Here is an 11,806-nt window from a genome sequence, read left to right on the forward strand (position 1 = left end):
TTTGGTGAATAGAATAAAAAATGTACTATGTTTTTTCTTTGTTATTCTTGCATTATCAGGATGTATGAATAAGAATGTGGAAATAAAGCAAAATGAAGATGAGCCTGTGCCAATAGGAAAACCAGTATCTGGTGGTGAATTGTCCATTCCTGTCATTCAGTTTGATACCTTAAATCCTATTTTAAATGATAACAAAAGTATTTATTACTTAGATCAATTGATTTACGAAGGATTAATAAGGCTGGATGAAAATTTAAATGCTCAGCCAGCTTTGGCTGAAAGTTGGAATGTTTCAGCGGATGGATTGGAATGGACATTCAAGTTAAGAGATGATGTAGTTTGGCATGATGGAAAAGTTTTTACTTCAGAGGACGTGAAATTTACGGTTGATTCTATTAAGATGAATACATCTGGGAAAGAACCTATATATAGTGAATATGTAAAACATATAAAAAATATTAAGATTTTAAGTCAAAATACAATAACTGTTAAATTTGATACTGGAATAAATAGTGGTATTGAGCTTTTTACTTTTCCAATTATTCCAAAACATCAGTTCGAAAGTAAAACAAGGGTATACGATGGAGTGGATATAAAGCCTATTGGAACAGGTCCGTATAAGGTTGAATCTTATAATAAGTTTAAAGATATAAAATTAGTTGTAAATGATAGCTATTGGGGGGATAAGCCTTATATTACTTCAATCATTGCAAAGAGGGTACCAGACAAAGAGGGTGCATTGACTTCTGTTGAAGTAGGAGAGGTAGATGTTGCGCCAGCAACAAATTTTGATTGGGAAAAATATAGTGGAGATAAGTCATTAAGCATATATGAATACGTAACGAAAGATTACGAGTTTTTAGGGTTTAATTTTCGTAATAAAATCATCCAAGACAAAAATGTTAGAAAAGCATTAGGATATAGTATTGATCGACATGCTATTATCAACGAAGTATATTTAGGACATGCTACTGTGGTAGATGTGCCAATTTATCCAGATAGCTATTTATATGATGAGGAAGAAAAGAAGTTTGGAAAGGATTTATTAGTAGCAAAAAAATTATTAGCAGAATCCGGTTGGGAAAATAGAGATGATGATAAGTGGCTTGAGAATGAATTAGGGCAAGAATTAAGACTAAATTTCCTTGTAAATGAAGATAATCCTCAAAGGATGAGGGTTTCTCAAATGCTTTCTAATCAACTTGAAGAAATAGGGGTAGATATAGTAATTAACAAAATGAATTGGCAAGAATATGAAAGAAGAATAGCAAAAGGACAATTTGACATTGTTTTAGGCGGTTGGCAATTATCAAATATACCAGATCTTCGTTTTATTTTTCATTCAAGCCGTATAGGTAGTACTAATTTTATTGGTTACAATAATTCTGATATGGATAAACTTTTGAATGAAGCTGCCTTCATAAAGAATGATCAATTGAAAAAAGAAAAATATAAAGAAATACAACATTTAGTGGTAGATGATTTGCCGTATTTTAGCTTATATTTTAAAAACAGTTCAGTCATTATGAAGAAATATGTTAAAGGAAACATAATTCCTAAACCTAATAGGATATATAATAATATAGAGAATTGGTATGTGATTGATGAAAAATAGTTTCTTGACAAAATAATAAAATAGATTTATACTATATAAGTGCAAAAATATTAATACTGTTACTTAAATAGGTTATAAAACCATATTTAATGATTGCGAGAGTGCTGGAACTGGCAGACAGGCATGTTTGAGGGACATGTGTCTAATGGCGTACGGGTTCAAGTCCCGTCTCTCGCACCAAGAATTATAGACTACTCAGCCATGAGTAGTTTTTATTTTTTACCAATTTTATTTTTGTGATTAATGAAGGAATTTATGTTTTTTTTGTAGAAATGTATTAAAAGTGCGTGTAAAGGTAATAATTTATTTACAGGTGAAAATATGCTAATGAACTATTCATGCTATAGGGGGATTACAAATGATTAAATTTATGAAATATTTCTGTTTGATGTTGCTGTGTAATTTACTAATGTTTTCTTTAGCTTATGGACAAGAGCCTATAGACGGAGTCGTCATAGGGAATAACGTAAATGTTAGGCAAGAACCTAAAATTGAATCAGCAGTTTTAAACACTTTAAAGTTAGGAGAGTATGTTCATATTCTAAACAGTAGTGGTGAATGGTACGGCATAGCATTAAATGATGAAAATATTGGATGGGTACATAACAAATTAGTTGTTACTGTAAATAAAGAAAAAGATTTAATAAAAAAAGGAATTGTCACAGCAAATACTTTAAATATAAGAGAACAACCTGATCTTACTATGGGTACTATAGGAAAGTTATATAAAGGTACACAAGTAACAATAATAGATAAAAAAGCAGAATGGTATGCCATTAATGTTGACAATAGACAAGGTTGGGTGCATTCAGATTATATAAAGATAAAACCTAATTATAAAACAGCAAAGATTACAGGGAATAATGTAAATGTAAGAAAAGATCCTTCTGATACAGGAGAAATCATAGATAGCTTAAGTGTAGATAACTATGTTCAAGTAAAGGATTTTAAAGATGATTGGTATTGTATAATTCTTAAAGAAAATCAAGAAGGTTGGGTATATAAAGATTATCTAACCATTGTATTAGAAGATACACAAGCCTCAAGAGGCATGAGTAGATCTGCTTTAGGAATAAAAGCAGTGACTATTGCTAAAGAACAACTAGGTAAAAGATATGTATATGGAGCTATGGGACCAAATACTTTTGACTGTTCAGGATTTACTTCTTATGTATATAAAAAAATAGGAATAAAGCTTCCTAGAGCATCTAGAGAACAATCAAGAGCAGGTCAAAAAGTATCAAAGAGTAATTTAAGAATAGGTGATTTAGTATTCTTTGATACAAATGGAGGAAATAATGGAAATGTTAGTCATGTAGGTATATATATAGGAAATGGTCAGTTTATACATGCTGCTACAGGAAGACGTAGAATCACCATAACAGATTTGAATAGTTCATATTATAGAGGTAGATTTGTTACAGCTAGAAGATTCTTTTAAAAAAACCCTACTGTTTTTACAGTAGGGTTTCAAAATTTTTTGAAGAAGTTGTGAGATCATATCTTTTTTTCGACTTTAGAACTTTATCTACATAGTTTTTGGTTTCATTAAAAGGTGGAATTCCTTTATATTTATCTACATTAGTAGGTCCAGCATTGTAAGCTGCTAAAGCTAGCTTTGTATTTCCATTATATTTTGACAGCATATCATGTAAATATTTAGTACCTCCATAAATATTCTGTGCAGGATCTAAAGGACTGGTCACACCTAGTCCTTTAGCAGTTTGAGGCATTAATTGCATAAGTCCTTGTGCACCAGCTTTAGAAAGAGCGTTTTTGTTAAATTGGGATTCTGCTTTGATTACAGCTTTAACTAAATTTGGATCCATATTAAATTTTTTAGCAGCAGATTCAATAATAGGATCATATTTAGTAGAAGAAGTATTTTGAGATTTATCATTATTAAGTTTTTCGTTTAAAACATGTTCAAAACTTGTTACTGATTTATTTTTTATAAAAGGAATATTAAGCGGTAGTCTATTTTTAATTTCAACTATTTTTTGATTAAGTATTTTTTGAATAGGATTATTACCCATTGGAAAAACTCCTTTTCTTTTTAATTATAAGCTATATTAATTATCGGATGTTTTTATGAATTTATTTACAAAAAAATGTAATTTATCAAAAAGTATTTATGATAAAAATTTTTTTAAAATCAAAAGGAAATGACATATAGTTTGTAGAAAATTAAAATAAGATAATCTTTTAAATGTTTTTTAGAAGGATGTTGAAAATACAAAATGATTTATGAAAGTAAGTATGCATATAATTAATATAGGAGATATATGGGGAAGATATAAAAGGGGGCGTAGGAGTGAGACAAACAAGAGCAAAGGTGAGAAAAGAAAGTATAGGGAAAAAATTTAGTTTTACGATTGTAGTCATACTGTTATTTAGTTTATCTATTTTAATAGGTTATTTAGGTACCAAATATATTATTCTACCTATGCTTTCTCAAAATAGAATAATTGCAGATAAAAATGTCCCTAAAAATGTAACTAAAGAAGTAAATAAAGAAGTAAATAAAGAAGTAAATAAGGAAGTACCTAAAGAAGTACCTAAAGAAGTACCTAAAGAAGTAGCAAAACAAAATAAAAATACAGATGTCATAGATAAACCAACAAAAGAAGCATATGCAAATACCTTTGAAATACAAGGCTTTGACATCTATAGTGTTCAAGTTGGAAGTTTTACAACAAAGGAAAATGCAGAGGCCTTAGCTAAGGAATTAAATACCAAGGAAATGGGTGCTTATGTTTGGTATAATGGTGGGTATAAAGTGATGACCGTTTGTATGCTAGATAGAGAAAGTATTGATAGGGTTATGCCAAGTATCAAACAAGAATATGAGGAAGCCTTTGTAGTAACAAAAAGTATTCCAACGAGAGCAATAAAATATACAAAAGAGGATTCTCAATATATATCTATATTACAAAGTCACAGAAAAGGATTAACTGAAATGCTCAAAGAATTGTCCGAAAACATAAAACAATCAAAAAAAAGTCAAGAAGATATGAAAAGATGTAGTATTCTGATAAAAAAGTATGTGGATGATTTAAGGGGAATTCAAGCTCAACTCAAAAAGGAGAATCCATCTAAAAATATGCAATCTGTTCATAATGAGTTTGTAAAATTGGTAGATACTCTTGTACAAGGGTTTGAAGCAGGAGTGAAAGATGATACAAAGTTATTAGTAGGGATACAAAATTCGTTTATGAAGGTCTTATACCAATATTCAGATTTTGCTGCAAAGAATGAATATTGAGGGGGATTTGAATGAAAACTATTGAAATTATGCAATTGTTAAATGCTGAGTGTTTAGCGGGAGAAAGTTTGTTAGATATGGAAGTAGATCATGCCTTTGGATGTGATTTAATGAGTGATGTGTTAGCTTTTATCAATGAAAAGACTTTATTACTTACAGGACTTACGAATCCACAGGTAATCAGAACTGCGGAAATGACCGATATTAATGTAGTGGTTTTTGTAAGAGGAAAAAAACCTGTAAAAGAAGTTATTGACTTAGCTAATAAAAATAATATGATATTACTTAGTACAAATCACATTCTATATACTGCTTGTGGAATATTATATGCCAATGGACTTAAAGGCATTCCTAGCAGGGGAGGAGCGTAAGGTTTATGGTTAATGAACAAGGGAAAAATAGTATTAAATTAGAATATGAGATTATAAAAGATGATTTTTCAAGAGCTGGTGAAGCATCAAGTAACATTAAAAAGGTTTTAAGACAGTTAGGGATTGATTCAAAAGCTATCAAGAAAGTAGCTATTGCTACATATGAAGCTGAAATGAATATTGTCATTCATTCAGAAGGCGGAAAAATAACTGTATTTATTAGCCCTGATGATATAGAAATTATTGCTAAGGATAATGGACCTGGTATTAAAAATATTGATAAGGCTATGGAGGAAGGGTTTTCAACTGCTTCTAATAAAGTAAGAGAATTAGGTTTTGGGGCAGGTATGGGGTTGCCAAATATAAAAAGATATAGTGATGAATTTCATATAGAATCAAATATCGGTGAATTTACAATGTTAAAGATAAAAATCTATATATAGGAGGGAAAAGGATGCAGGTTAAGAATCTAATTGAAAAAGAAAAATTTAAACTAATTACAGGAGAAGAAGGTATTACTGCAGAAATCGAAGGATTATATTGTTGTGATTTATTAAGCTGGGTCATGTCACATGCTAAGGGAGGAGATGCATGGATTACGGTACAGACTCACATGAATATTGTGGCAGTAGCAAGTCTATTAGATATTAGCTGTATCATTATTCCAGAATCTATTGATATAGATCAGAAGACTATTGATAAAGCAAAGGAGGAGAATATTCCGATTTTAAGTACAAATTTGAATAGCTATGAAATTTTTTGTGAAATGTATGAATCAGGATTGAGATAATATGAAAATAGCCGTAGATTTTCATATTCATACAGCACTTTCGCCTTGTGGGGATGAAGATATGACTCCTAATAACATTATCAACATGTGCATATTAAAAGGTCTTGATGCAATAGCTATCACAGATCATAATAGTGTAGAAAATTGTATAGCTTGTTTACAGGTTGCAAAAAATAAAGGGATTATTGTCATACCCGGAATGGAACTTCAAACAAAGGAAGAGGTACATCTTATTTGTTTGTTCAAGAGCATAGATAAGGCACTTTCTTTTCAAAAATTAGTATACGATAAATTACCTGTAAAAGAAAATAACCCAAAACTCTTTGGTAGACAATTAATATTTAATAAGAAAGATGAAGTAGTAGGAGAAAATAAAAGAATGTTAATAGGTTCTAGTAATCTTTCCATCAATGAAGTGTTTCATGAAGTAGAAAAACGAGCAGGAATAATTATTCCTGCCCATGTTGATAGAAATTCTTATAGTTTAATAGGAACTTTAGGGTTTATTCCTAAAGAATTATCAATTAAAACATTAGAAGTATCAAAGACATGTAATCTAAATACATTTTTAGACAAATATAGATATTTGAGAAAGTATCAGTTTATTCAAAGTTCTGATGCACATTATTTATGGGATATATTAGAGAGAGAGAATTTTATTGAGGTAGATCAAAAGAATATAGGTAGTATTTTTGAATCTTTAAGATAAATTGACCTGGAGGTTTTATGAATTGAGAGAGCTATCCCTTCATATACTAGATATTGTTCAAAATAGCATTTCTGCAAAGGCCACTTTCATTGAGATTATTATTGATGAAAATGAGAGGAAAAATTCTATGAATATAGAGATTGTGGATAATGGTATGGGTATGAGCAAAGAATTATTACAAAAAGTAACAAATCCTTTTATAACTACTCGAAAAACAAGAAAAGTTGGATTGGGAATCTCATTATTTAAGGCTGCCTGTGAGCGGTGCAATGGGAAGTTTCACATTGAATCTGAGGTAGGGAAAGGAACGAAAATACTTGCTAGATTTGAGAGGAATCATATTGATAGAGCTCCTTTAGGAGATATGGTGGATACGATGGTTATCATAATTATGTCAAATGAGAAGATTGATTATTTGTATAAACATCGTATTAATAAAAATGAGTTGGTATTAGATACAAGAGAGGTGAGAAAGGTTTTAAGGGGTGTTCCATTAAATAATATGGAAGTTATTGATTGGATCAAGGGATATATTTCGGATGGACTAAATGAACTAAATAAAGATAAATAATGTTTTGTCGAATATTAAAAAAAAAAAGAAGATTGCGCATCGCAATTTTCTTTTTTTTTAACTAATAAAAATTTGACGAATCATATGAAAGACTTCATTTTTCAATGATTATATAGCTTTAGTTATATTTTCTTACTTCTAAATTAACTTGATAAAGAGGAAGTTGGATTGACTTTTTTAGACATAGAAGTTAATATATAAATGTATGCTTTTAATAAAGTTTTGTTTTGATGACCTGTGATTTTTTATGGTAAATAGTAAATGAAACGTGGAATATTTTATTTGTAATACATAATACAGTATACAAAATAAGTATTTTACGAACAATTTCTAGTTTTCCGTAGAAAATGTAGTGAAAAACAAAATGAACATTGCTTGTGGTCAAAAATTTTTAAAAATCAATTTTATGAAATAAGGGGTGAATATAAATGAGTCTTTTATCCTTCAGGGGAGGGGTACATCCTCCTCACTATAAGGAAGCAACAGAAAGATGTAAAGTGGAAAAGGCGAAGGAGCCTACTCGTGTTGTTATACCGCTTCAACAGCACATTGGGGCACCTTGTGAAGCTGTGGTAAAAGTTGGAGACAAGGTTAAGGTAGGGCAGAAAATAGGCGAGGCAAAAGCTTTTGTTTGTGCACCTGTTCATAGTAGTGTTTCAGGTGAAGTAAAACAAATCACAAAAATGCTTGCGCCAACTGGTGAAGCACAATGTGTTGTCATTGAATCTGATGGGTTAAATGAGGTTCATGAAAGTGTTAAACCAAAAGGAGATTTGGCGAATTTATCAGCAAAAGAAATAATAGAAATTGTTAAAGAAGCAGGTATCGTTGGGATGGGAGGGGCTACTTTCCCAACACATGTAAAGCTTTCAGTACCACCTGATAAAAATGTTGATACCATTATTTTAAATGGTGCAGAGTGTGAACCATATTTAACTGCTGACCACAGACTTATGTTAGAGAATCCAGAAAGTATCGTATTTGGATTAAGAGCAATGATGAAAGGCACAAACGTTTCAAAAGCTTATATTGGAATAGAAAATAACAAACCAGATGCTATAGAAAGTATGAAGAATGCTGCAAAAGAGTACAATGAAATTGAAGTTGTAGGACTTCAGACAAAGTATCCTCAAGGAGCAGAAAAACAGTTAATTTATGCTTGTACAAAAAGAGAAGTACCATCTGGAGGACTTCCAATGGAAGCAGGCGTTATTGTAAATAACGTGGCAACAGCTTCAGCTATTGGAAATGCCATTAAAACGGGAATGCCTTTAATAGAAAGAATCTGTACAATTACAGGAAAAGGGATTAAAGAACCTAAAAATTTATTGATCAAAGTAGGTACTTCAATTAAAGAAATTATTGAGCAATGTGGTGGATATAATGGAACTCCTGGAAAGTTAATCTTAGGTGGACCAATGATGGGTCATGCTCAATATACTGATGAAATTTGTTCAACCAAGGGTACATCAGGAATACTTGTTTTCACACCAGAAGAGGCGAGACTTCCTGAACCAAAAGCATGTATAAGATGTGGTAAATGTGTTGAAATTTGTCCTGCTTTCTTACAGCCAATATATGTAAGCGCTTATTCTTTAAATAATATGTATGATACGGCTGAAAAATATCGTGCTCTTGATTGTATAGAATGTGGTTCTTGTTCATTTATTTGTCCTTCCAAGAGACCACTGCTACAGTCCATTAGAGTTGCAAAGCGTGAAATTATAGCTAAGAAAAGAAAGAGTAAGTAATGGGAGGGAATGAGAACATGGAGAATCGATTGATTGCATCTTCATCTCCCCATATAAGGGCAGATGAATCTGTAAATAAAATAATGCGAGATGTTGTTATTGCATTGCTTCCTGCAACATTAGCAGGAGTATATTTCTTTAGAATGGGAGCTGTAAAAGTAATTTTAGCTGCAGTAATTGCTGCAGTACTAACAGAAGCTGCTATTCAAAAAATTTGTAAAAAACCAGTTACAATTAATGACTGGAGTGCAGTAGTTACAGGATTACTTTTAGCTTTTAATGTTCCAGCGAGTGCACCTTGGTGGATTCCAGTGATTGGATCTATTTTTGCCATTGCTATAGTGAAACAAGTATTTGGGGGACTTGGTCATAACTTTATGAACCCAGCTTTAGCTGCACGTGCAATGCTACTTGCTTCATGGCCAGTTCAAATGACTGCTTGGGTAAAACCAGGAGTTGATGCTGTAAGTACAGCAACAACTTTAGGAATGTTAAAAGAAGGTACAGGAGAAGTACTTCCTTCATTAGGAGATTTAATCATAGGAAACGTTGGAGGATGTATTGGTGAAACTTCAGCACTATTATTAATTATTGGTGGAATTTATCTTGTATACAGAGGAGTTATTACACCAAGAATTCCAGTAATCTATATTGGTACAGTAGCAGTACTTATGTTAATATTTGGAGGATTTGATATAACTTATATGCTTACTCATGTTTTCGCAGGTGGTTTGATGATTGGTGCAATATATATGGCAACAGATTATGCTTCATCACCTGTAACACCAAAAGGGCAAATCATTTTTGCACTTGGATGTGGTATTTTAACTGCAGTTATTAGAAAATTTGGTGGATATCCAGAGGGAGTATCTTACTCAATACTTGTAATGAACGTGGTTGCACCACTTATTGATAAGTATACAAGCCCAAGAGTATTTGGGGAGGTGAAGTAAATGAAAGAAATAGCAAAATTAGGAATGATTCTTTTCATTATTGCAGCTGTAGCGGCTACTATACTTGGATATACAAATGATATTACAAAGGGGCCTATTGAAGAGCAAATGATTCAAGCCAATACAAAGGCGCGTCAAATAGTTCTTTCAGATGCTACTGATTTTGAAGAAGTGGAAAAGTCAGAATATGAAGGATATGAAAATATTGTTGAAGTTTATAAAGGGTTAAAAGATGGAGAGGTTGTAGGATATACAATTAAGACCAATCCAAACGGATATGGTGGAGCAGTTGAAGTAATGATAGGACTTGGTACGGATGAAGTTATTACTGGTGTAAATATTGGAAATCATTCAGAAACACCAGGCCTTGGTGCAAAAGCATCCGGAGAATTCAAAGATCAATACAATGGAAAAAGTACAAATACAGATGTAAATGTTATTAAATCAGGTACACCAAAAGATAATGAAGTTATGGCTATTTCAGGAGCTACTATTACTTCAAAAGCAGTAACTAAAGGAGTAAATAGTGCATTAAAATTATTTAATGAAAAATTAAAGTAGTTTTGGGGGTGACGAAATGAAGTTAGGAAAAACATTTATGAACGGGATAATATTTGAAAACCCGATTTTCATACAAATGCTAGGAATGTGTCCAACTCTTGCTGTTACTACATCAGCAGAAAATGGCGTTGGTATGGGACTTGCGACAACCGCAGTTTTATTAGGATCAAATGTAGTAATTTCATTATTAAAAAAGGTTATACCAAGTAAAATTCGTATACCGGCTTTTGTTGTTGTTATTGCAAGTTTCGTTACAGTTGTACAAATGTTATTAAAAGCGTATCTTCCTGCGCTAGATAGTAAATTAGGATTATTTATTCCATTGATCGTTGTTAACTGTATTATATTAGGAAGAGCAGAAGCATTTGCATCTAAAAATTCTGTAGCGGCTTCAGCTGTAGATGGAATTGGTATGGGATTAGGATTTACTTTAGCCCTTACAATTCTTGGAAGCGTTAGAGAAATATTAGGAGCGGGAGCTATATTTGGAAATGTTTTATTTGGAGCATCTTTCCAACCAGCTTTGATTATGATTCTTCCTCCAGGTGCTTTTCTTGCTTTAGGACTATTGTTAGCGCTTTTAAACTATGTTCAATCTAGAAAAGCAACTCAAAATTAAAGGAGGGAAAAAACGTGGATGTAAAAGGATTATTTGTTATACTTGTTAGTGGTATATTAGTAAATAACTTTATATTATCAAAATTCTTAGGAATTTGTCCATTTTTAGGAGTATCCAAGCAAGTTGAAACAGCTTCTGGTATGGGGATGGCTGTTACGTTTGTTATGACTATCGCATCTATTATCACATATTTTGTTCAACATGCAATTTTGGAACCTTTTGGACTAGAATATTTGCAAACGATAGCTTTTATATTAGTTATTGCTGCATTGGTACAGTTTGTAGAAATGGTTATTCAAAAGGTGAGTCCAACATTATACCAAGCATTAGGTGTTTATTTACCGCTTATTACAACAAACTGTGCAGTACTTGGTTTAACAATTATGAATATTCAATCTGGTTATGGTTTAATTGAAACAATCGTAAATGCTATTGGAGCAGCAGTAGGTTTCTCCTTAGCGATTATTTTATTTGCTGGTATTAGAGAGCGTCTTGTAATATCAGATGTTCCTAGTGTGTTTAAAGGATTTCCAGTAGCGTTGATTACAGCAAGTTTGATGGCTATTGCATTTTTAGGATTTGCTGGACTTGTGTAAAAGGA

At 31.7% G+C, this 11,806-nt stretch carries 14 protein-coding genes and 1 tRNA gene; 14 read left to right on the forward strand and 1 reads right to left on the reverse strand.

What is annotated here, in order from left to right; genetic code table 11:
* Nucleotides 1-4: 4 nt before the first annotated feature.
* From K7H06_RS06590 to K7H06_RS06600, 3 genes are all read left to right on the forward strand, one after another.
* Nucleotides 5-1,615, forward strand: a complete 1,611-nt coding sequence (locus tag K7H06_RS06590; RefSeq protein WP_223039085.1) for a peptide ABC transporter substrate-binding protein — start codon at nucleotides 5-7, stop codon at nucleotides 1,613-1,615.
* A 95-nt stretch (nucleotides 1,616-1,710) separates the two neighbouring features.
* A tRNA-Leu gene (locus K7H06_RS06595) sits at nucleotides 1,711-1,795 on the forward strand.
* 178 nt (nucleotides 1,796-1,973) lie between these two features.
* Nucleotides 1,974-3,056 (forward strand): C40 family peptidase, encoded by a 1,083-nt coding sequence (locus tag K7H06_RS06600; RefSeq protein WP_223039086.1) that lies wholly within the window; start codon nucleotides 1,974-1,976, stop codon nucleotides 3,054-3,056.
* A 16-nt stretch (nucleotides 3,057-3,072) separates the two neighbouring features.
* On the opposite strand, the gene K7H06_RS06605 is transcribed toward K7H06_RS06600, so the two are convergent.
* The gene (locus K7H06_RS06605; protein WP_223039087.1) at nucleotides 3,073-3,651 is read right to left on the reverse strand and encodes a lytic transglycosylase domain-containing protein; all 579 of its coding nucleotides are present in this window, start codon (nucleotides 3,649-3,651) and stop codon (nucleotides 3,073-3,075) included.
* Between the two features lie 278 nt (nucleotides 3,652-3,929).
* Between K7H06_RS06605 and K7H06_RS06610 the strand changes: the two genes are divergently transcribed.
* From K7H06_RS06610 to rsxA, 11 genes are all read left to right on the forward strand, one after another.
* Nucleotides 3,930-4,880, forward strand: coding sequence for an SPOR domain-containing protein (locus K7H06_RS06610; protein ID WP_223039088.1), 951 nt, complete (start codon nucleotides 3,930-3,932; stop codon nucleotides 4,878-4,880).
* Nucleotides 4,881-4,891: 11 nt separating this feature from the next.
* Nucleotides 4,892-5,251: a DRTGG domain-containing protein gene (locus K7H06_RS06615; RefSeq protein ID WP_223039089.1), complete on the forward strand. Its 360-nt coding sequence runs from the start codon at nucleotides 4,892-4,894 to the stop codon at nucleotides 5,249-5,251.
* A 5-nt stretch (nucleotides 5,252-5,256) separates the two neighbouring features.
* Complete coding sequence (locus tag K7H06_RS06620) at nucleotides 5,257-5,694, forward strand: ATP-binding protein (RefSeq protein ID WP_223039090.1); 438 nt, start codon at nucleotides 5,257-5,259, stop codon at nucleotides 5,692-5,694.
* A gap of 11 nt (nucleotides 5,695-5,705) precedes the next feature.
* The gene (locus K7H06_RS06625) at nucleotides 5,706-6,041 is read left to right on the forward strand and encodes a DRTGG domain-containing protein (RefSeq protein WP_223039091.1); all 336 of its coding nucleotides are present in this window, start codon (nucleotides 5,706-5,708) and stop codon (nucleotides 6,039-6,041) included.
* A 1-nt stretch (nucleotide 6,042) separates the two neighbouring features.
* The gene (locus K7H06_RS06630) at nucleotides 6,043-6,750 is read left to right on the forward strand and encodes a PHP domain-containing protein (protein ID WP_223039092.1); all 708 of its coding nucleotides are present in this window, start codon (nucleotides 6,043-6,045) and stop codon (nucleotides 6,748-6,750) included.
* Nucleotides 6,751-6,772: 22 nt separating this feature from the next.
* Nucleotides 6,773-7,321, forward strand: coding sequence for an ATP-binding protein (locus tag K7H06_RS06635; protein WP_223039093.1), 549 nt, complete (start codon nucleotides 6,773-6,775; stop codon nucleotides 7,319-7,321).
* A gap of 428 nt (nucleotides 7,322-7,749) precedes the next feature.
* Entirely contained in the window at nucleotides 7,750-9,072 is a 1,323-nt protein-coding gene (gene rsxC / locus K7H06_RS06640) for an electron transport complex subunit RsxC (RefSeq protein ID WP_223039094.1), read from the forward strand.
* A 17-nt stretch (nucleotides 9,073-9,089) separates the two neighbouring features.
* Nucleotides 9,090-10,025 carry an RnfABCDGE type electron transport complex subunit D gene (locus tag K7H06_RS06645; protein WP_223039095.1) on the forward strand — a complete coding sequence of 312 codons (936 nt, stop codon included), beginning with the start codon at nucleotides 9,090-9,092 and terminating at the stop codon, nucleotides 10,023-10,025.
* Nucleotides 10,026-10,586 (forward strand): RnfABCDGE type electron transport complex subunit G, encoded by a 561-nt coding sequence (locus K7H06_RS06650; protein WP_223039096.1) that lies wholly within the window; start codon nucleotides 10,026-10,028, stop codon nucleotides 10,584-10,586.
* A gap of 16 nt (nucleotides 10,587-10,602) precedes the next feature.
* Nucleotides 10,603-11,205, forward strand: coding sequence for an electron transport complex subunit RsxE (gene rsxE, locus K7H06_RS06655; RefSeq protein ID WP_223039097.1), 603 nt, complete (start codon nucleotides 10,603-10,605; stop codon nucleotides 11,203-11,205).
* 14 nt (nucleotides 11,206-11,219) lie between these two features.
* The gene (gene rsxA, locus K7H06_RS06660; RefSeq protein WP_223039098.1) at nucleotides 11,220-11,801 is read left to right on the forward strand and encodes an electron transport complex subunit RsxA; all 582 of its coding nucleotides are present in this window, start codon (nucleotides 11,220-11,222) and stop codon (nucleotides 11,799-11,801) included.
* Nucleotides 11,802-11,806 lie beyond the last annotated feature (5 nt).

The organism is Crassaminicella profunda (assembly GCF_019884785.1).
GTDB lineage: Bacteria > Bacillota > Clostridia > Peptostreptococcales > Thermotaleaceae > Crassaminicella > Crassaminicella profunda.

Bases quoted from the DNA above. Each gene is read 5' to 3' on its own strand.
- K7H06_RS06600 (WP_223039086.1), top strand. From the start codon at position 1,974: ATGATTAAATTTATGAAATATTTCTGTTTGATGTTGCTGTGTAATTTA.
- K7H06_RS06605 (WP_223039087.1), bottom strand. From the start codon at position 3,651: ATGGGTAATAATCCTATTCAAAAAATACTTAATCAAAAAATAGTTGAA.
- K7H06_RS06615 (WP_223039089.1), top strand. From the start codon at position 4,892: ATGAAAACTATTGAAATTATGCAATTGTTAAATGCTGAGTGTTTAGCG.
- K7H06_RS06620 (WP_223039090.1), top strand. From the start codon at position 5,257: ATGGTTAATGAACAAGGGAAAAATAGTATTAAATTAGAATATGAGATT.
- K7H06_RS06625 (WP_223039091.1), top strand. From the start codon at position 5,706: ATGCAGGTTAAGAATCTAATTGAAAAAGAAAAATTTAAACTAATTACA.
- K7H06_RS06630 (WP_223039092.1), top strand. From the start codon at position 6,043: ATGAAAATAGCCGTAGATTTTCATATTCATACAGCACTTTCGCCTTGT.
- rsxC (WP_223039094.1), top strand. From the start codon at position 7,750: ATGAGTCTTTTATCCTTCAGGGGAGGGGTACATCCTCCTCACTATAAG.
- K7H06_RS06645 (WP_223039095.1), top strand. From the start codon at position 9,090: ATGGAGAATCGATTGATTGCATCTTCATCTCCCCATATAAGGGCAGAT.
- K7H06_RS06650 (WP_223039096.1), top strand. From the start codon at position 10,026: ATGAAAGAAATAGCAAAATTAGGAATGATTCTTTTCATTATTGCAGCT.
- rsxE (WP_223039097.1), top strand. From the start codon at position 10,603: ATGAAGTTAGGAAAAACATTTATGAACGGGATAATATTTGAAAACCCG.